Source organism: Mangrovibrevibacter kandeliae, assembly GCF_024519155.1.
Lineage (GTDB): Bacteria > Pseudomonadota > Alphaproteobacteria > Rhizobiales > Rhizobiaceae > Mangrovibrevibacter > Mangrovibrevibacter kandeliae.
On record NZ_JANIFJ010000005.1, the window covers coordinates 274,763 to 294,560 of the forward strand.

Genomic DNA, 19,798 nt, shown 5'->3' on the forward strand with positions numbered 1-19,798 from the left:
GGCACGGGCGGCGCGGCGGACAGAGCCGCCGCCGCAAGCGATGTCTCTACCGGGAAGCCCTCAGAAGGGCAGCTTCATGCCGCCGGGCAGCTGCAGGCCGGCTGTCAGCTCCTGCGTCTTTTCCTGCACGATCACCTCGAGCTTGGTCTTGGCGTCGGCATGCGCGGCGATCACCAGGTCCTCCAGAATGTCGGCCTCGTCCGGCTTCACCAGCGACGGATCGATGGCAAGGGTCGTCATATCGCCCTTGCCGTTCAGGGTCATGGTGACCATCCCGCCCCCCGACTGGCCGGTCGCCGAAACCTCGGCGATCTCCTGCTGCAGGCTCTGCATGCGCTCCTGCATGGCTTTCGCCTGCTTCATCATGCCCATCATGTCTTTCATCGCATCACTCCCTCAGTTCTGCTTTCGCGAGGACCCCGCGGTCAGACGTCGTCGTCCGGATCAAGGCCGTCGTCCTGGAAGCCCATATCGTCTTCCAAGTCGGGATCGGCCAGAGGCGCGTCGTCCTCCAGAGGTGCGGCCACCGGCGCGAGCGCCTCCTCGGCGACCCCATCGGCCCGCAGGCGCACGTCGACGACCCTGGCGCCGGGGAAGATCTGCAGGATGGCCGCGACCTCCGGATCGGCGCCGGCGTCGGTGACGAGCGCAGTCTTGTGCGCCGCCTCGCGCTCCTCGATGGTCTGGCCGCCCTGCCCGCTGGCGATCGACACCACCCAGCGCCGGCCGGTCCAGTCGTGCAGCTTGCGGGCGAGATCGCCGACCAGCGCTCGGGGCGCATGATCGGTCAGAGCGATCTCGATCCGCCCCGTCTCGATCTTCACCGGCCTCAGGTAGCGCCGCACCGACACCTGCATCAGCGAGTCGCGCTTCGCTTCGGCGAGCGCGGCGATGTCGTCGAGGCTCGTCAGCCGCGGCTCGGCCGTGTCCGGGTGCGCCATCGGTGCCGGGCTCGGCTGCGCCGCGCGCGGGCGTGCGTCTCCACCTCCACCGATGGCGGCCATCCGCGCCGCAGGAGGGGTGACCGGCGACGGTGGCGAAGGCGCCGGCATCGGCTCACCCGATCCGGCCGATGCGTCGGCATGGGCGCCGTTCGAGCCGCCATTGCTCCTCGGCGCGGGATCCGGAGCGCGGGACGCCGGCAGCCGCGGGACCTCGCCGTCGCGCAGGGCGCGCAGGAGATCCTCCGGCGCCGGCAGGTCGGCGGCATGGGCGATGCGGATCAGCGCCATCTCGGCGGCCTGGCGGGGCGCACTGGCATTGCGCACCTCCTCGATCGCCTTCAGCAGCATCTGCCAGACCTGGCTGAGGCTGCGCACCGACAGCGACGTGGCGAAGGCGCGGCCGCGCTCGATCTCGGCTGGCGCCAGGGCCGCCTCGTCGGCCGCGTCCGGCACGAAGCGCAGGGTGGTCACGACATGGGTGAAGTCGGCGAGATCGCTGAGGACGACGACCGGGTCGGCCCCGACCCGGTATTGCTCGCGAAACTCGCCGAGCGCCGCGGGCCCATCGCCGCGCATCAGCATCTCGAAGAGGTCGATGATGCGGCTGCGGTCGGCGAGGCCGAGCATGGCGCGCACCGTTTCGCTCTCCACCTGTCCGGCGCCGTGCGCGATCGCCTGATCCATCAGCGACAGCGCGTCGCGCACCGAGCCCTCGGCGGCGCGTGCGACGAGCCGCAGCGACTCGTCGTCCACCGCGACGGCCTCGGCCGCGGCGATCTTGCGCAGGTGCTCGACCAGCGTCGCGGTCTCGATGCGCCGGAGGTCGAAGCGCTGGCAGCGCGACAGGACGGTGATCGGGACCTTGCGGATCTCGGTGGTGGCGAAGATGAACTTGGCGTGCTCGGGCGGCTCTTCCAGCGTCTTCAGCAGGCCATTGAAGGCCTGCGTCGAGAGCATGTGCACCTCGTCGATGATGTAGACCTTGTAGCGCGCCGACACCGGCCGATAGCGCACCTGTGCGGTGATCTCGCGGATGTCGTCGATGCCCGTGTGCGAGGCCGCATCCATCTCGACGACATCGACATGGCGACCCTCCATGATCGCCTGGCAGTGGATGCCCGGCTCGGCGAGATGCACCGTCGGCTGGTCGATCGTGTCGGTCTGGTAGTTCAGGGCGCGGGCGAGGATGCGGGCGGTGGTGGTCTTGCCGACACCGCGCACGCCGGTCAGCATCCAGGCCTGTGCGATGCGCCCGGTCTCGAAGGCGTTCGTCAGGGTGCGAACCATCGGCGCCTGACCGATCAGGTCGTCGAAGCTCCGGGGGCGATACTTGCGGGCGAGGACACGGTAGCCCGCGTCCTGCGGCGCGGCGGGAGGCGTCTGAGGCACATCGCTGCTCATGGCCGTCGCGATCTCCTCTCCCTCATGTGGCGGGTCACCAGCAGTTTCCAAAGCGGCGCGGACATGGCGCGACCCTAGACGGATTCCGCCCCGAGGCAATCCCGCAGGGACCACGCCCCGAGGCAAGCCCAAGCCGGACCACGCGACGGCCGGGCCGCGGACCGAAGACCGCGCTTGCCTGCCGTGGCGAAGACTGGTGAAGGTGGGAGGCTGGCACGGCGACCCGTGCCGGAGCTCGTTGGGGCTGCTTCCTTCCGGACCTGACCCGGTTGGCGAGTGGCTCGTCCACCACCAACCTCCCGCGGCTACATATCGTCGAGCGGCGCCTTAAATGCAAGGCCACGGGAAAGACGGACTTCGATGCGGACATTTCGACTGGACCCGCGCCTCGCCAGGGACACGCTCGGCGTCGCGCGACTCGGCCTCTGCGAGCTGAGGCTCATGAACGACAGCCGCTGGCCCTGGGTGGTGCTCGTGCCGCAGCGCGAGGCCATCACCGAATTTTATGAACTCAGCCCCCTGGACCAGACGATGCTGACCTTCGAGACCGACCTCGTCGCCCGCGCCTTCAAGGCCTTGACCGGGGCCGACAAGCTGAACATCGCCACGATCGGCAATGTCGTGTCGATGTTCCATCTGCACATCGTGGCGCGATTCGCCAGCGATGCGAACTGGCCGGGGCCGGTCTGGGGCTTCGGCATGGCCGAGCCCTACGAGGCGGCGCGCGCGCAGGCCCTCGTGTCAGACATCGCCCGGGCGGTGCTGCCCGCATGACCGAACTTCGCCAGGACCGCCCGGAGATCAGCGCCGGCACCGGCTTTGCCGGAAATCGACTGCTGCGCGACGGCGAACACCGCACCGAAGAGACGCTCGCCACCGCGCTCGCCGATCCGCGGGCGACCGTCTACCTCCTGCACGAGCGGCAGTGGTTCGCCCACGGCGACGGCGCGGAACGCCTCCAGCCGCAGCTGCGCGTCGCCGACCTTCCGGGACTGCGTGACAGCCTCGCCGACGCCGTGCTGCTCGGCCACGACACCGATGGCGTGCCCCGCCTCGCGCTGCAGCTCGAGGCGGCGCCCCTGTCGCTCGACGGCGCGATCGAGGCCTTCGACCTCCGGGCGGCGGCGATGCAGGGCCTCTTCGACGGCAATGTCGAGGGCCAGCTGGCGCAGGCCGCCCACCTCCTCAACTGGCACGCCCGCTCCCGCTTCTGCGGCCGCTGCGGCGCTCCGACGGCGAGCGAGGCGGCGGGCTATCGCCGCCGCTGCACCCGCTGCGGCGAGCTCTACTTCCCGCGCACCGACCCCGTCGCCATCATGCTCGTCCACGACGGCGCCGGCCACTGCATCCTCGGCCGTCAGCCGCGCTTTGCCGAGAACTTCTGGTCCTGCCTCGCCGGCTTCGTGGAGCCCGGCGAGACGCTGGAGGACGCGGTGCGGCGCGAGACGCTGGAGGAGGCGGGGATCACGGTCGGGCGGGTCGACTATCTCGCCTCGCAGCCCTGGCCCTTCCCCGGATCGCTGATGCTCGGCTGCACGGCCGAGGCGACGAGCCTCGACGTCGCCTTCGACGGCACCGAGCTCGAGTCCTGCCGCTGGTTCGCCCGGGATGAGGTGCGCGCGATGCTCGCGGGCGAGCATCCGGACGGCCTTATGCTGCCGAAACCCTTCGCCATCGCGCACCATCTGGTGAAGGCCTTCGCGGACGAGGCGACCTGACGCCTGCTGCCTGCCGCTCAGACCGGATCGATCAGCACCGGCAGGCCCTCGCGCGCGCTTTTCAACGCCGCGACGCCGACGAGCACCGACATGGCGCCCGCCCGTGAGCCAGCCCGCTGGCGCAGCCGGTCGTTCGATCCAGGCTTGAAGATCATGTCGCGCATCCGGTTGTCGCCGCCATAGTGGCCGCCCGGCTCGTGCGGCACCCAGATGCGCTCGACGCCGCCGCCGAAGCTCTTCATGACGATGATCTCGTCGGCGGGCGGCACCGTCCAGTCCTGCTTCTCGTACTGGCGCAGCTCGATGCGGCCGCGATGGCCGTTGAAGGCGATGTGGTGCCCCTCGATCGGCATGTAGGTGTTGAGCGAATAGGAAACCTGGACGCCGCTCGCATAGCGGATCGCGGCGGTCATCGTGTCCGGGATGTCGATCGTCTCGCGGAACACGCAGGCGTCACGGACATAACCGTCGACGCGGGACGGCTCCTCGTAGAGCGTGTCGAGGAACGGATCGGTGGCGAGGTCGAGGTGGTAGTCGCACACCTCGGCATGCGGGCAGGTGCGGCAGCGCTCGCCCCGGAAAGGACCGTTGCGGCCGTAGTGGACGAGCTCGCCGAAGGCCTTCACCTCGCGCGGGTCGGACTCGAGGTACCAGTTCAAGAGGTCGAAATGGTGCGTCGCCTTGTGCACGAAGAGGCTGCCGGAATGGGCGGTGAAGGCGTGCCAGCGGCGGAAGTAGTCGGCGCCGTGCCGGTTGTCGAGATACCAGTGGAAGTCGACCGAGGTGACCTCGCCGATGACGCCCTCCTCGATCAGCTCCTTGATCCGGGCCGCGGTCGGCGAGAAGCGGTAGTTGAACGAGACGTCGACGCGTCGCCCGGTGCGCGCCTCTGCCTCGCGGATCCGCTCGATCTTGTCGCGGGTCGTCGCCATCGGCTTTTCGGAGATGACGTGGGCGCCCGCTTCGAGCGCCCGCACCACGACGTCGTCATGCGTGTCGTCCGGCGTGCAGACGATCACGAGGTCCGGCCGCTGCTCCTCAAGCATGCGGGTGAGATCGTCGTAGAGCGGGGCCTCGCTGCCGATCATTGCCCGCGCCCGCTCGGCGCGCATCAGGTTGAGGTCGCAGATCGCGACGAGCTCGACATAGGCGCCCCAGCCGGCGAGGAGTTCGCGCCCCCACATCGTCGTGCCGCGGTTGCCGACCCCGACGAGCGCGTAGCGACGTCGCATCCCTGTATCCGACATGCCGGCCTCCCGCCGAACTGAAGCTCGATCGGCCGTCAGGCCGCGTCATCGCCGCCGCCGGGCTGGCAGCAGGCGAGATAGCGCTCCTTCACCGTCGCGAGCACCTCGTCGACCGGCAGGGCGCCCCAGCGGTGCGAGAAGATCTCCACCTCCTGCGGCCCGTGGAAGCCCGCCGCCTCGATCATCCGGCGAAAGGCCAGGAGGTCGATCACCCCGTCGCCCATCATGCCGCGGTCGTTGAGGGGATCGACGGTCGGCACCAGCCAGTCGCAGATGTGATGGGCGAAGATCTGCCCGTTCCGTCCGGCGCGCTCGATCTGGCCGGCGAGCTTCGGATCCCACCAGACGTGGTAGACGTCGATGGCGACGCCGACGCCCGCGCCGAGGATGTCGCAGAGGTCGAGCGCCTGCTCCAGCATGTTCACGCAGGCCCGGTCCGCCGCGTAGGACGGATGCAGCGGCTCGATCGCGATCTTCACGCCGGCCTTCTGGGCATAGGGCAGGATCTCGGCAAGGCCGTCCGCCACCATTTGCCGGGCGGCCGGCAGATCGCGCGAGCCCTTGGGCAGGCCCCCGACGACCATCACGAGACAGGCCGCGCCGAGCGCCGCCGCCTCGTCGATGGCGCGGTGATTGTCCGCGATGGCGGCCTTGCGCCCGGCCTCGTCCGCCGCAGGAAAGAAGCCGCCGCGGCAGTGCCCCGTGACCCTCAGCCCGTTGTCGCGCACGATGCGCGCCGCCTCGGCGAGGCCGACGCCCTGCACGTGCTCGCGCCAAGGGGAGATCGCGGTGATGCCGTTGCGCAGGCAGGCATCGACGATCTCGCCGAAGAAGCCGCCCTGGCGGACGGTGGCGAAGTTGATCGAAAGGCCCTCGAAACTCATGGCGTTCTCCCCGCATCCGTGCCGCGCTCGCGCGCCGGCCGGATGCCCCGTCTGGATCATCGTTCGCGGATGGCCCGGCCTCCCCGCCGGACCCGCTGCGTCAGGCGACGCCGCGCACGGCGAGCACCGCTCGCATGCGGGCGATGGCACGGTCGCGGTCGTCGAGGCAGTTCGCCCGGTCTGCGAGGCGGAAGAGCTCGGCGAGATGCAACGTCGAGCGCGCGCTCTCCTGGCCGCCGACCATCGTGAAGTGGTCCTGCAGCCCGTTGAGGTAGGCGAGGAAGACGACGCCGGTCTTGTAGAAGCGGGTCGGGGCCCGGAAGATGTGCCGCGACAGCGCGACGGTCGGCGACAGGATCGCGTGGAACTCCGCCTCGCGCCCCGCGGCGAGCGCCTCGAGCGCGGCCGAGGCGGCCGGCGCGATGGCGTCGAAGATGCCGAGCAGCGCGTCCGAATGCCCCTCGCCGTCCCCGGCGATGAGCTCGGCGTAGTTGAAGTCGTCGCCGGTGTACATCCGCACGCCCGCCGGCAGGCGCCGGCGCATGGCGATCTCCTTCTCCTTCGACAGGAGGGAGATCTTGATGCCCTCGATCTTGTCGGCATTCGCCTCGATCAGGGCGAGGCAGGTGTCCATCGCCGCCCCGTGGTCGGGCGAGCCCCAGTAGCCCTCAAGCGCCGGATCGAACATCTCGCCGAGCCAGTGCAGGATCACCGGGCGCCGGGCGGCGTCGAGCACCCGGCCATAGACCTCGAGATAGTCGTCGGGCGAGCGCGCGGCGGCGGCGAGCGCCCGGCTGGCCATCAGGATGACCTGCCCGCCCTCGCCTTCGACGAACGCGACCTGCTCCAGATAGGCGTCGAGGATCGCATCGAGCGACAGGTCCTTCGATGGCGCCAGGTGGTCGGTGCCGGCCCCGCAGGCGATCAGCGCGTCGCCGCGGCTCGCCGCCTCGCGCAGCGAGCGGCGGATCAGCTCCTGCGCCTGCGGAAAGTTGAGGCCCATGCCGCGCTGCGCGGTGTCCATCGCCTCCGCGACGCCGAAGCCGAGGTCCCACAGGCGGTGGCGGAAGCGCAGCGTCGCATCCCAGTCGATCGCCGCGTCGATCCAGGGGTCGGCCGCCGCCAGCGGGTCGGCGACGACGTGCGCGGCCGCAAATGCGACGCGGTTGAAGCTCGCGCGGCCGCGGTGCGCCAGCGGCGAGGCCCGCCCGGACAGGCGATAGGTTTCGAGCGCGCCGCCCTCGACCGGAAGTCTGATCTCCGACATCGTCGCCGTCCTCAGCGCTCGATTGCGGGAACGTCGAGCCAGCGGCGCTCCTTCCAGGAGCGCAGCCCGAGCTCGGCGAGCTGCACGCCCTTGACGCCCTCGTAGAGGTCGTAGGGCCACGGGCCGTCGTCGCACAGGTGGCGGACGAACATCTCCCACTGCGCCTTGAAGCCGTTCTCGTAGAGGGTGTTGTTCGGCACCTCCTCCCAGCCGCCGAAGAAGTCGATGGTCTGCGGCACGTCGGGATTCCAGACCGGCTTCGGCGTGTTGACCCGGTGCTGGGTGAAGCACCTGGTCAGTCCGGCGACGGCCGAGCCGTGCGTGCCGTCCACCTGGAAGGTGACGAGATCGTCGCGGCGCACGCGCACCGCCCAGGACGAGTTGATGTGGGCGATGGCGCCGCCTTCGAGCTCGAAGGTGGCATAGGCCGCATCGTCGGCGTCCGCCTCGTAGGGTCGGCCCGCCTCGTCGACGCGGCGCGGAATGTGGGTCGCGCCGAGGCAGCTGACCGCCTGCACCTTGCCGAAAAGGTTGTCGAGGACGTAGCGCCAGTGGCAGAGCATGTCGAGGATGATGCCGCCGCCATCGGCGGTGCGGTAGTTCCAGGACGGGCGCTGCGCCGCCTGCCAGTCGCCCTCGAAGACCCAGTAGCCGAACTCGCCGCGCACCGAGAGGATGCGGCCGAAAAAGCCGGAGTCGCGCAGCATCGCCAGCTTGCGCAGGCCCGGCAGGAACAGCTTGTCCTGCACCACGCCGTGCTTGATGCCGGCCCGCTCGGCCTGCCGGGCGACGTCCAGCGCCTCCTCGACGTTGTCCGAGATCGGCTTCTCGCAGTAGACATCCTTGCCCGCCGCGATGGCCTTCGACAGGAGGCTGCCGCGCATCTGCGTCGTGCCGGCGTCGAAGAACAGGCTGTCGTTCGGATCGGCGAGCGCGGCGTCGATATCGTCCGTCCACCGCTCGACCCCGTACCGCTTGGCGATCGCTCCGACCTTCTCGGCGTTGCGCCCCACGAGGATCGGATCGAGCATCACCCGCTCGCCGGTGGACAGCGCGACGCCCCCCTGGTCGCGGATGGCGAGCACCGAGCGGACGAGGTGCTGGTTGTAGCCCATGCGTCCGGTGACGCCGTGCATGATGACGCCGATCCGTCTCATTCTCTGTCCTCCCCGTCGCGATCCCTGGCGGATCGTCGCGCCGCTCGAAGCGGCATTTGTAACTATACAGTTATTTATGTTTCCGCTCCGACCGCCTTGTCAATCCGGCATTCCACGAAGTTTCGGCCACGGCGGCTCGATCCGGGCGCGGCTGCGGCTGGTCATGAAGGGCTCGTGCCGGGCGAGACGCCGCGCTCCACCTCGTAAGGACCGCTTGACAATGACGCGCATTGGCGGCCATCTTGTAACCAACCGGTTATAACCGATGAAAAATCGGCGGTGCGGCTGCTGGGAGGCGGCCGTGGTTCTGGGGAGGACCTGTCCATGCTTACGACGTCACGTCGCGGCTTACTGCGCGCCGGCGGTGTGGCCGCACTTCTGGCCACCGTCGGCGGGGGCTCCGTCTTAGCCCAGGACAAGCGGATGCGCTTCCTGTGGTGGGGTTCGCAGGAACGCGCCGACCGCACCAACGCCGCCCTCGCCGCCTACAGGCAGACCGCGCCGGGCGTCGACATCGTCGGCGAGTTCACCGGCTGGAGCGACTACTGGCCGAGGCTCGCCACGCAGGTTGCCGGGCGCAACGCGCCGGACCTCATCCAGATGGACTACCGCTACATCTTCGAGTACGCGCGCCGCGGCGCGCTGATGCCCTTCGACGACGATCTCGGCAAGGCGCTGAGGATCGACGACTTCGGCCAGCAGAACATCGATTCCGGCCGCGTCGACGGCAAGCTCTACGGCATCAATCTCGGCGTCAACTCGGTGACGATGGGCTTCGACGCCAAGGCCTGGGAGAAGGCCGGAGTCGACGCGCCGGAGCCGGGCATCACCTGGGACGAGTTCGCCGACCGGGCGGCCCGGATGTCAGCCAACAAGCCGAAGCCGAACTTCTATGCCAGTGCCGATGCGGGCGGCGTCGAGCCTGCCTTCGAGGGCTGGCTGCAGCAAGACGGCAAGAACCTCTACACCGACGACGGCAAGCTCGGCTACGCCGTCGGGGACGCGACGAACTGGTTCGCTTTCTGGGACCGGATGCGCAAGAGCGGCGCCTGCGTGCCCGCCGACGTCCAGGCGCTCGACCAGCTGACGATCGAGACCAACGCGCTGACCACCGGCAAGGCGGCGACAGCCTTCTTCCACTCCAACCAGTTCATCGGCTACCAGGCGCTGAACAAGGCCGAGCTCTCGCTCGGCCCGTACCCGACGCGCTCGCCCGACGCCCCGTCCGGCCACTACCTGAAGCCGTCGATGCTGATCAGCGTGTCGTCCGGCGCCGCCGACAAGGAGGCCGCGGTCGCGTTCTGCAACTTCCTCGTCGAGGACCCGGCCGCGGCCAAGGCGCTTGGAATCGAGCGCGGTGTCCCAGCGTCGGCGAAGATCCGCGACGCGGTCGCCACGTCGCTCGACGCGACTGCGACGAAGATCGTCGACTACATCGGCGCCATCACGCCGAGGGCGATCCCTCTGCCCCCGCCGCCGCCTACCGGTGCCGGCGAGCTGCAGTTCGTCCTGAAGCGCATCAACGAGGAGGTCGGCTTCGGCCAGAAGACGCCGGAGCAGGCCGGCGAGGACATGGTCAAGCAGGCGCAAGACGTCCTGGCGCGAGGCTGAACCGATGTCGGTGCAGCCCACAACCTGGGTCGAGGGGCCGGCCCACCGGCCGGTCGCACGCCCGAAGGGCCTGCGGCTCGCCTGGGGCCGCAACGCCCCGGCCTACCTCTTCCTCACGCCCTGGCTGATCGGCTTCTTCGGGCTGACGCTCGGGCCGGCGCTCGCCTCGCTCTACCTCTCCTTCACCGACTACGATCTCATCCAGGCTCCGCACTGGGCGGGCGCGGCGAACTATGTGCGGATTGCGACCGCCGACCCGAAATTCGTCGCGGCGATGAAGGTCACCTTCCTCTATGTCGCGCTGTCGGTGCCGCTGAAGCTGATCTTCGCGCTCGCCATCGCGATGATGTTCAACCGCGGCATCCGCGGGCTGCCGATCTACCGCGCGATCTTCTATCTGCCCTCGCTGCTCGGCGCGAGCGTGGCGATCTCGGTGCTCTGGCGCCAGCTCTTCGCCTCGGACGGCCTCATCAACCTCGTCCTGTGGCAGCTCTTCGGCATCGAGGGGCCGAGCTGGATCTCCAACCCGAACTACTCGATCTACACGCTGGTCATCCTGTCGGTGTGGCAGTTCGGCTCGCCGATGATCATCTTCCTCGCCGGGCTGCGGCAGGTGCCGACCGACATCTACGAGGCGGCCAACCTCGACGGCGCCGGCCCGGTGCGGCAGTTCTTCCGCATCACCCTGCCGCTGCTGACGCCGGTGATCTTCTTCAACGTCGTGATCCAGACGATCGACGCCTTCAAGGCCTTCACGCCGGCCTTCGTGATCTCGTCCGGCACCGGCGGCCCGATCAACTCGACGCTGTTCTACACGCTCTACCTCTACCAGGAGGCGTTCAGCTTCCTGCGCATGGGCTATGCCTCGGCGCTTGCCTGGATCCTCGTCGTGATGATCGCGACCTTCACCGCGATCTCCTTCCTGTCGGCGCGCTACTGGGTGCATTACGATGACTGACGTCACGGCGGCGGCACCGGCGATCGGCGGGCGGCGCCGGCGACCGCTGTCGCACTCGGTGCTGATCCACGCCGTCCTGATCCTGGCATCGCTCGCGATGCTCTATCCGATCCTGTGGATGATCTCCGGCTCGTTCCGGCCGCAGGACGAGATCTTCGGCTCGACCTCGCTGATCCCCTCCTCGGTGTCGCTCGGCGCCTATGTGCGCGGCTGGAGCGGCCTGCAGGTCTCGTTCGGCCAGTTCTTCTGGAACTCGCTCGTCATCTCGGTGCTCGCCACCATCGGCAACGTCTTCGGCTGCTCGCTCGCGGCCTTCGCCTTCGCGCGGCTGAACTTCACCGGCCGGAACTTCTGGTTCGCGCTGATGCTGGGCACGCTGATGCTGCCCTATCACGTGACGCTGATCCCGCAATACATCCTGTTCCTCGACCTCGGCTGGGTGAACACCATCCTGCCGCTGATCGTGCCGAAATACTTGGCCACCGACGCCTTCTTCATCTTCCTGATGGTGCAGTTCTTCCGCGGGATCCCGCGCGAGCTGGACGAGGCGGCGATGATGGACGGCTGCAGTCCCTGGCGGATCTACCGCAAGATCATGCTGCCGCTGTCGCTGCCGGTGCTGGCGACCGCCGCGATCTTCTCCTTCATCTGGACCTGGGACGACTTCTTCGGGCCGCTGATCTACCTCAACGACATCGGCACCTACACCGTCCAGCTCGGCCTGCGCTCCTTTGTGGATTCCACCGGCCAGTCGGACTGGAGCGCGCTGTTCGCCATGTCGAACCTCTCGCTCGTGCCGGTCTTCCTGTTCTTCCTCTTCTTCCAGCGCCTCCTGATCGAAGGCATCGCCACCACCGGTCTCAAGCGCTGAGGCTCGTCATGCGTCCCGTCCGTTTCGCCGCCATCGGCCTCGCCCACAACCACATCTTCGGCCAGACGCGTTGCCTCCTCGATGCCGGCGCCGAGCTCGTCGGCTTCCACGGCGCCGGGGACGAGTTCGCCCGGGACTATGCCGAGGCCTTCCCGCGCGCCGAGCCGGTCTCCGAGGCCGAGCGGCTGCTCGACGACCCGTCGATCGAACTCATCGTCTCCGCCGCCGTGTCGAGCGAGCGCACCCCGATCGCGGTCGAGGCGATGCGCCGCGGCAAGGACGTGATGCTCGACAAGCCCGGTGCCGTGAGCCTCGAGCAGCTCGACCTCCTGCGTCGGACGCAGGCCGACACGGGCCGCATCCTGTCGATCCTCTACTCCGAGCACTTCGAGAACCGGGCGACGGTGAAGGCCGGCGAACTCGTCGCCGCCGGCGCCATCGGCCGCGTCGTCGCGACCGCCGGCTTCGGCCCGCACCGGCTGCGCAAGGCCTCCCGCCCGGACTGGTTCTTCGAGCGCGCCCGCTATGGCGGCATCCTCGCCGACATCGCCTCGCACCAGTGCGAGCAGTTCCTGTTCTTCACCGGCGCCGAAACCGCCTCGGTCGTCGCGGCGACGGTCGCCAACCGCGCCAATCCCGACACGCCCGAGCTCCAGGACACCGGCGACGTCATCCTGTCCGGCGGCGGCACCACCGGCTTCGTCCACGTCGACTGGTTCACGCCGGACGGGCTGCCGACCTGGGGTGACGGGCGCCTCTTCGTCACCGGCACGCACGGCTCGATCGAGCTGCGCAAGTATGTCGACCCCGCGGGGCGACCCGGCGGCGACCACCTGTTCCTGACCGATCGCGACGGCGTGCGCCACATCGACTGTTCCGACGTCGCGCTGCCCTATGGCCGCCAGCTCCTCGCCGACATTCGCGCGCGCACCGAGACGGCGATGCCGCAGGCGCGCTGCTTCCTCGCCATGGAACTCGCACTCACCGCCCAGAAGCTCGCCGAGGACGCGTCCGATGCCTGATCCCTACCGCGTCGCCGTCGTCGGCTGCGGCATCGGCCGCTCGCACATCGTCGAGGGCTACAAGCCCCAGCCGGACAAGTTCCGGGTCGTCGCGCTCTGCGACCTCGACCAAGCGCGGCTCGACACGGTCGCCGACGAGTTCGGCATCGAGCGACGCGTCGCGGATTTCGACGCAGTCCTCGCCATGGACGACGTCGACATCGTCGACGTCTGCACGCCGCCGGCGACACACAAGTGGATGGTGATCGCCGCGCTCAAGGCCGGCAAGCACGTCGTCTGCGAGAAGCCGCTCGTCGGCTCCCTGCGGGACGTCGACGAGGTGATGGCGGTCGAGCGCGGCGCGATGGGCCGGCTGATGCCGATCTTCCAGTACCGTTACGGGGACGGCGCGCAGAAGGCCAAGCGCATCCTCGACGCCGGACTTGCCGGGCGCCCCTTCGTCGCGACCGCCGAGACGCACTGGAAGCGCACCGCCGCCTACTACGACAACCCGTGGCGCGGCCGCTGGGAGACCGAGCTTGGCGGCGTGCTCATGACGCACGCCATCCACATCCACGACCTCGTGACCTACTTCATGGGGCCCGTCGAGAACCTGTTCGCCCGCGTCGCCACGCTCGTCAACGACATCGAGGTCGAGGACTGCGTGTCATCGAGCTGGCGCATGGCGAACGGCGCGCTCGTCACCTCCAGCGCGACGCTCGGCGCCCAGACCGAGATCAGCCGGCTGCGCTTCTGCTTCGAGAACGTGACGTTCGAGAGCGGCCTCTCGCCCTATTCACCGGCGGACGAGCCGTGGTCGATCCAGCCGGCGAGTCCCGAGGTCGCCGCGCGGATCGAGGCGGTGCTCTCCGACCACCGGCCGGTCGGCCGCCGGTTCACCGGCCAGATGGCCGATTTCCACGCCAGGCTCGTCGCCGGCGAGCCGGCACCGGTGACGAGCGCCGACGCGCGCCGTGCGCTCGAGCTGGTCACCGCCTTCTACGATTCCGCCTCGAGCGGGCGGGACGTGACGCTCCCGATCGCCGCCGACCACCCGAACTATGCGAGCTGGCGGCCCGCCGCCTGACGCCGCACGCAAGGACGTTCCCCATGTCGACCAGCATCGAACTGCGCCGGATCGAGAAGCGCTTCGGATCCTTCACCGCCATCCACGGCATCGACCTGTCGATCGCGCCGGGCGAGTTCACCGTCTTCGTCGGCCCGTCCGGCTGCGGGAAGTCGACGCTCCTGCGGATGATCGCCGGGCTGGAGGAGATCACCGGCGGCGAGCTTCTGATCGCCGGCGAGCCGATGAACGATGTGCCCGCCTCCAAGCGCGGCATCGCGATGGTCTTCCAGTCCTACGCGCTCTATCCGCACATGTCGGTCTACAAGAACCTCGCCTTCGGCCTGGAGACGGCGGGCTTCAAGAAGGACGCCATCGCCGAGCGGGTGAAGCATGCGGCCGACATCCTGCAGATCGGCCCTCTCCTCGACCGAAAGCCGAAGGCCCTCTCCGGCGGCCAGCGCCAACGTGTCGCCATCGGGCGGGCGATCGTGCGCGAGCCGAAGATCTTCCTGTTCGACGAGCCGCTGTCGAACCTCGACGCGGAGCTGCGCGTGCAGATGCGCGTCGAGCTCGCCAAGCTGCACCAGACGCTCGGCAACACCATGATCTACGTCACCCACGACCAGGTCGAGGCGATGACCATGGCCGACAAGATCGTGGTGCTGCGCGAGGGCCGCATCATGCAGGTCGGCCGGCCGCTCGATCTCTACAACCAGCCGGCCAACCGCTTCGTCGCCGGCTTCATCGGCTCGCCCAAGATGAACTTCCTGCCGGCGCGCCTCGCCGAGAACGACCAGTCCGGCCGCACCATCCTGCTCGGCAGCCAGGCGATCCGGCTCGACCAGCCAGTCGGCGCCAGGCGGAACGAGCCGCTGACCTTCGGCATCCGGCCGGAGCACCTGCAGGCCTCGGCGGCCGAGGGCCGGCCTGGCCTCGGCGCTGCGCGCGTGCAGCTCGTCGAGCATCTCGGCGGCTCGGCGGTGATCTATGCCGACACGGCCGAGGGCGAACCGGCGACGCTTCTGATGGAGGGGCAGACCGGGCTGCGCTCGGGCGAGACGATCCCCCTCGCCTTCGACCTCAAGGACGCGCACATCTTCGGCGAGGACGGCCGGCGGATCTGATCCGCCGCTCCGAATGCCCGGACGACCGGCCGCCGACGTCGGGCCGATGCTTCTTCCTCAGGAGGATCGACCGCGCGCCGGGGCGCCCCCGCCGTCACGCCTCTGTCGCCCACCCCGAAAACGACGGAGGCCGCGCATCCAGGGATGCGCGGCCTCCGCCCGTCTGCCACCTGAACGCTACTTGCGGGCGCTCAGGACCTCCTTGCCGCGGTCGACGAGGCTCTGCGCCGCCGTCTTGACGTCGATCTGGCCGAAGGCGAGCTGGTCGGCGACGACACGCATGACGTTGCGGTCGAACTCGTTGGCCCCGATCGGCGCCGGCGGCGGATAGGCGACCACCTTGTCGGCGAGGAAGTCGATATAGGCGATCGTCTTCTTCTCGGTCTCGTTCAGACCCGGCAGGATAGCCTCGCGCACCGGCAGCGACAGCGGCACGCCGCGCTCGACGCCGAGGATCTTGCCCGCCTCGATGTCGTTGACGAAGTAGCTGATGAACCGGGCCGCCGCCTCGCCGTTCTGCGAAGTCGCGCCGATCGACCAGATGAGCCCCGGCCGATAGTAGTGGCCGCTCGGGCCGCTCTCCATCTTCGGGAAGGCGGTGAGGTCCAGCGTCCCCGGCACCAGCTTCTGGTAGCCGATCAGCTGGTTGGAATAGGCGAAGCCGATCGCCGAGTTGCCGAGCGTCAGCGAATTCGTCTCGATCGAGTTGTCGTCGCGGGTCTGAATGTCGGCCGAGACGCAGAGGTCGTTCTGGCGCAGGTCCTCCCAGTAGGCGAACCACTCCTCGGCGTCGCTGGCGTCGTAACCGATGCCGCCGTCCTTGAAGAGCTCCTTGTTCTTCTGCCGCAGCCAGACGTCGAAGAGGTAGAAGTACCGCGCGCCATAGGGCGCCGCCCAGTAGTTGCGCTTCTTCGGACCGTTCGCCTTGAACGCCTTGGCAAGGGCGGCGAACTCCGTCCAGGTCATCTGGCGATCCCGAGGGATCTCGACCTTGGCCGCGGCCATCGCATCGGCGTCGTAGAGCATCGCGAACGAGTTGAGGCCGAGGCCGACGCCGTAGAGCGTGCCGTCGATCGTCGTCAGCTTCACCGTCCCCTCGGCGAAGTTCGACACGTCGAGCGCCGAGCCGACGAACGGGTCCAGCTTCATGCAGGCGCCGCGGCCGGAATAGTCCGAGATGGTCGAGGGCTCGAGCTGGAAGATGTCGGCGATGTTGCGGCCGGCCATCGCAGTGGCGAGCTTCACCCAGTAGTCCGAGCCGGCGATCGGCTCGCCGGTTATCGCAAGGTCGGAGTTCTGCTTCACGTAGAGGTCGATGACGGCCTGGGTGCGCTGGTTTCGCTCCGCCGAACCCCACCAGACGCAGCGCATGTCCGTACCCGCAGCGAAGGCCCCGCGCGGCAGACCCGTGAGGGCGAGTGCGCCAAATGCAGCGCCTGAACGAAGCAGACCTCTCCTGTCGACGATCAAAGCCATGGTTTCCTCCCGTCGGCTTCCTCCGCCCTGTTATCCGGGCGATAGCCCAACAGAAGCATCCCGTAATGCAAATTGCAAATATGCCGCCTGATTTGCGAAATACGCAAATTTGCATTGGCATGTGCAACCGCATGACGTAGGCTCCCGGCCATGAACAGGACTGCCCTCTTTTGACCGCCGAGCGTCCAAAACAGGCCGACGTCGCCCGCGCCGCAGGGGTCTCGGTCAGCACCGTTTCGCGTGCGCTGGCGGGCGATGCCGGCATCAGCCCGTCCGTCCAGACGGCGGTGCGCGAGACCGCGGAGCGCCTGGGCTACGTGCGCCGCTCGGCCGGAGCGGCGGGCGGACGACGCTCCTCGCTGCAGGGCGAGACCTTTACGGTCCTGTTTCCGGCCGAACGCACGACCGGCGAACTCGGCCCATTCTACCAGGACATCCTCACCGGGCTTCGCGACGCGGCAAGCGCGGGGGGTGCCGAACTCGCCGTACGGCTGCTCAGCCACGACCGCCTTGCGGCGGACGAGGCGGCGCTCGAACCTCGGGCGGGCAGCAGCGGGCTGTTCCTCGTCGGCGTCGACCTCGACGCCGGGGCCGCCGAGCGGGTGCAGGCCCGGGGCGAGCCCGTGGTCCTGGTCAATGGGGCCGATCCCGACATGCGCTTCGACTGCGTCGCGCCGTCGAACTTCTATGGCGGCCGGCTCGGCACCCGCACGCTGCTCGACGCGGGGCATCGCAAGGTCGCCTACCTCGGCGGCGCCGGACGGGCGACGGTGCGCGAGCGCCTGCGCGGCTTCTGGCGCGAGGTCGAGGTGGCCCGCGGCGCCGTCGGGCTCACCGGAATCCTGCAGTTCGCGGGCCGCACCTTCGAGGAGGCCGGCGACATGATCACCCGCCTTCTCGACCTGCACCCCGACCTGACGGCCGCCTTCTGCATGAACGACGCCATCGCCCTCGGCGCCCTGCACGCCGTCGAGAAGACCGGTCGGCGCATCCCGGACGACTTCTCCGTCGTCGGCTTCGACGACCTCCCCTTCGCCGCGATGATGACGCCGCGCCTGACGACGCTCCACGTCGACCGCCGCGCCATCGCCGACGAAGCACTGCTCCTGATGCGCCGCCGCCTCGACGAACCGGCTGCGCTCGCCCGCCAGATGCAGGTCGCCGTCACGCTTGTCGCCGGCGGCACCGTCGCGCCCTGCCGCTCGAAGGCCCCAGAATGATCCTCGACCCTGTCTCGCAGAACCCGCTCTGCAGCAATCCGCTCGTCACCCGCGACGACGTCGCGGAGGCGCTGCTCGACCTGTTCGATCCGCTCCTGCCCTACTTCTCGAACGGCAATGCACGGGTGCGACTCGATGCGGTGGCGGCACATTTCGACCGCGCCGCGGCGGATCTCGAAGGCTTCGCCCGGCCGCTGTGGGGCCTCGCGCCCTTTGCGGCGGGCGGCGGCGACTTCCCGCACTGGCATCGCTTCGCGCAGGGGCTCGCCAACGGCACCGATCCGGCGCATCCAGAGTTCTGGGGGCGAGTGCGCGACAAGGACCAGCGGCTGGTCGAGCTCGCCGCGATCGGCTTTGCGCTCTGCCTCGTCCCGCAGCATCTGTGGGACCCGCAGAGTGCGGCGGCCAAGGCCAACATCGCCGCGTATCTGCTCGATGCCCGTCGCTACGACTACGCGGCGAACAACTGGAAGTTCTTCCGCGTGATGGTCGATCTCGCACTCGAGCGGCTCGGCATCGACTTCGACCGCGCGCTGAGCGAAACCTATCTCGACGAGCTCGACGGCTTCTATCTCGGCGAGGGCTGGTACCGGGACGGCAACGAGCGGCGCATCGACCACTACATCGCCTTCGCGATGCACTTCTACGGCCTGATCCACGCCCGCCTGTCGCCACCGGGCGACCCGCGCGGTTTGCGCTTCCGTGAGCGGGCCCGCGCCTTTGCCCCCGACTTCCGCGCCTGGTTCGATGCCGACGGCGGCACGCTCGCCTTCGGCCGCAGCATGACCTACCGCTTCGCCTGCGCCGGCTTCTGGGGCGCGCTTGCCTTCGCCGAGGAGGAGGCGCTGCCATGGGGCGCAGTGAAGGGGCTGTACCTGCGTCATCTGCGCTGGTGGGCGGAGCGTCCGATCGCCTTCGGTGACGGCGTGCTGTCGATCGGCTACGGCTATCCGCAGCTCTCGATGTCGGAGAGCTACAACTCCGGCGGCTCGCCCTACTGGGCCTTCAAGGCCTTCCTGCCGCTGATGCTGCCGGCCGCGCACCCGTTCTGGACAGCGCCGGAGACACCGCTCGCCGACGCCCCCCTACCCCGCCCGCAGCGCCACCCCGGCATGGTGCTGCTGCAGACGCCCGGCAACGTCGTCGCCCTGTCGAGCGGCCAGCAGAACCTTGCGATGCGCGCCGGCCCGGAGAAATACGCCAAGTTCGCCTATGCCTCGCGCTATGGCTTCTCGGTCGAGATGGACGAGCGCGGCTTCGAAACGGCGGCCTTCGACAACACGCTCGCCTTCTCGGAGGACGGCCTGCACTACCGGGTGCGCGAGACCAACGAGACGGCCGAGATCGCCGGCGACGCGCTGCGCGCCCGGTGGCGGCCCTTCACCGATGTCGAGGTCGAGACGACGCTCGTGCCGGCCGGTGCCTGGCACCTGCGCATCCACCGCATCCGCTCGGCGCGACCGCTGGCGATCGCCGAGGGCGGTTTTGCCATCGAGCGCGGCGAAGGCGACGCGGACCGGGTGGAGACGACCGCGGACCGGGTCGAGGTGGAGGGACCGCACGACGTCGCCGCGATCGTCGACCTCGGATCCAGCGTTGCGCGCCGACCGGTCGCCCAGAAGCCGCTGCCCAACACCAACCTCGTCGTCTCGAAGACCAGCGTGGCGCAGCTGCGTGGCGACCTCCCCGCTGGCGAGACGCTGCTCGTGACGGCTGTCGTGGCGCTCCCGCGTGCGGCGCTCGCCGAGGGAGGCCTGCCGCCGGTGCCGGCCATGCCCGACCTCGCCGCGCTCGACGCCCGCTTCGCGCGCGACGGCCGCACGGTCAGCGCGATCGAGGTCGCGCCCTGA

At 69.2% G+C, this 19,798-nt stretch carries 17 protein-coding genes and 1 other RNA gene; 10 read left to right on the forward strand and 8 right to left on the reverse strand.

The annotated features are described in order from the left end of the window. Positions 1–60 precede the first annotated feature (60 nt). From NPA30_RS14885 to ffs, 3 genes are all read right to left on the reverse strand, one after another. A complete protein-coding gene (locus NPA30_RS14885; RefSeq protein ID WP_256803521.1) occupies positions 61–384 on the reverse strand; it encodes a YbaB/EbfC family nucleoid-associated protein in 324 nt (107 codons plus the stop codon). A gap of 41 nt (positions 385–425) precedes the next feature. Further along, positions 426–2,345, reverse strand: coding sequence for a DNA polymerase III subunit gamma/tau (locus NPA30_RS14890; RefSeq protein WP_256803522.1), 1,920 nt, complete (start codon positions 2,343–2,345; stop codon positions 426–428). A 202-nt stretch (positions 2,346–2,547) separates the two neighbouring features. Next, an RNA gene (gene ffs / locus NPA30_RS14895) (signal recognition particle sRNA small type) lies at positions 2,548–2,645 on the reverse strand. A gap of 60 nt (positions 2,646–2,705) precedes the next feature. Between ffs and NPA30_RS14900 the strand changes: the two genes are divergently transcribed. Further along, positions 2,706–3,119 carry an HIT domain-containing protein gene (locus NPA30_RS14900; RefSeq protein ID WP_256803523.1) on the forward strand — a complete coding sequence of 138 codons (414 nt, stop codon included), beginning with the start codon at positions 2,706–2,708 and terminating at the stop codon, positions 3,117–3,119. Then, positions 3,116–4,063: an NAD(+) diphosphatase gene (gene nudC, locus NPA30_RS14905; RefSeq protein ID WP_256803524.1), complete on the forward strand. Its 948-nt coding sequence runs from the start codon at positions 3,116–3,118 to the stop codon at positions 4,061–4,063. The genes NPA30_RS14900 and nudC overlap by 4 nt, the downstream gene beginning before the upstream one ends. Positions 4,064–4,080: 17 nt before the next feature. Here nudC and NPA30_RS14910 read toward each other — a convergent pair whose 3' ends face one another. The 4 genes from NPA30_RS14910 to NPA30_RS14925 all read right to left on the reverse strand — a co-directional run bounded on the left by NPA30_RS14910 (position 4,081) and on the right by NPA30_RS14925 (position 8,618). After that, complete coding sequence (locus NPA30_RS14910; RefSeq protein WP_256803525.1) at positions 4,081–5,295, reverse strand: Gfo/Idh/MocA family protein; 1,215 nt, start codon at positions 5,293–5,295, stop codon at positions 4,081–4,083. 50 nt (positions 5,296–5,345) lie between these two features. After that, positions 5,346–6,194 carry a sugar phosphate isomerase/epimerase family protein gene (locus NPA30_RS14915; RefSeq protein WP_256803526.1) on the reverse strand — a complete coding sequence of 283 codons (849 nt, stop codon included), beginning with the start codon at positions 6,192–6,194 and terminating at the stop codon, positions 5,346–5,348. Between the two features lie 100 nt (positions 6,195–6,294). Further along, entirely contained in the window at positions 6,295–7,461 is a 1,167-nt protein-coding gene (locus tag NPA30_RS14920) for a dihydrodipicolinate synthase family protein (RefSeq protein WP_256803527.1), read from the reverse strand. An 11-nt stretch (positions 7,462–7,472) separates the two neighbouring features. Further along, positions 7,473–8,618 carry a Gfo/Idh/MocA family protein gene (locus NPA30_RS14925; RefSeq protein ID WP_256803528.1) on the reverse strand — a complete coding sequence of 382 codons (1,146 nt, stop codon included), beginning with the start codon at positions 8,616–8,618 and terminating at the stop codon, positions 7,473–7,475. A 324-nt stretch (positions 8,619–8,942) separates the two neighbouring features. On the opposite strand from NPA30_RS14925, the gene NPA30_RS14930 reads away from it, so the two are divergent. From NPA30_RS14930 to NPA30_RS14955, 6 genes are read left to right on the forward strand one after another with little or no spacing between them, the layout of a single operon-like run. Further along, complete coding sequence (locus NPA30_RS14930; RefSeq protein ID WP_256803529.1) at positions 8,943–10,229, forward strand: ABC transporter substrate-binding protein; 1,287 nt, start codon at positions 8,943–8,945, stop codon at positions 10,227–10,229. Positions 10,230–10,233: 4 nt separating this feature from the next. Next, complete coding sequence (locus NPA30_RS14935; protein ID WP_256803530.1) at positions 10,234–11,187, forward strand: carbohydrate ABC transporter permease; 954 nt, start codon at positions 10,234–10,236, stop codon at positions 11,185–11,187. Next, the gene (locus NPA30_RS14940; protein WP_256803531.1) at positions 11,180–12,058 is read left to right on the forward strand and encodes a carbohydrate ABC transporter permease; all 879 of its coding nucleotides are present in this window, start codon (positions 11,180–11,182) and stop codon (positions 12,056–12,058) included. The genes NPA30_RS14935 and NPA30_RS14940 overlap by 8 nt, the downstream gene beginning before the upstream one ends. 8 nt (positions 12,059–12,066) lie before the next feature. Continuing rightward, entirely contained in the window at positions 12,067–13,080 is a 1,014-nt protein-coding gene (locus tag NPA30_RS14945; protein ID WP_256803532.1) for a Gfo/Idh/MocA family protein, read from the forward strand. Beyond that, the gene (locus NPA30_RS14950; RefSeq protein WP_256803533.1) at positions 13,073–14,146 is read left to right on the forward strand and encodes a Gfo/Idh/MocA family protein; all 1,074 of its coding nucleotides are present in this window, start codon (positions 13,073–13,075) and stop codon (positions 14,144–14,146) included. Before NPA30_RS14945 ends, NPA30_RS14950 begins: the two co-directional genes overlap by 8 nt. 23 nt (positions 14,147–14,169) lie before the next feature. Then, positions 14,170–15,252: an ABC transporter ATP-binding protein gene (locus NPA30_RS14955; protein WP_256803534.1), complete on the forward strand. Its 1,083-nt coding sequence runs from the start codon at positions 14,170–14,172 to the stop codon at positions 15,250–15,252. A gap of 177 nt (positions 15,253–15,429) precedes the next feature. Here the strand turns inward: NPA30_RS14955 and NPA30_RS14960 are convergent, their stop codons facing one another. Beyond that, complete coding sequence (locus tag NPA30_RS14960) at positions 15,430–16,722, reverse strand: ABC transporter substrate-binding protein (protein WP_372338827.1); 1,293 nt, start codon at positions 16,720–16,722, stop codon at positions 15,430–15,432. A gap of 176 nt (positions 16,723–16,898) precedes the next feature. On the opposite strand from NPA30_RS14960, the gene NPA30_RS14965 reads away from it, so the two are divergent. Together NPA30_RS14965 and NPA30_RS14970 are read left to right on the forward strand one after the other, a co-directional pair. Next, complete coding sequence (locus tag NPA30_RS14965) at positions 16,899–17,948, forward strand: LacI family DNA-binding transcriptional regulator (protein ID WP_256803536.1); 1,050 nt, start codon at positions 16,899–16,901, stop codon at positions 17,946–17,948. Further along, positions 17,945–19,798: a DUF2264 domain-containing protein gene (locus NPA30_RS14970; protein WP_256803537.1), complete on the forward strand. Its 1,854-nt coding sequence runs from the start codon at positions 17,945–17,947 to the stop codon at positions 19,796–19,798. The genes NPA30_RS14965 and NPA30_RS14970 overlap by 4 nt, the downstream gene beginning before the upstream one ends.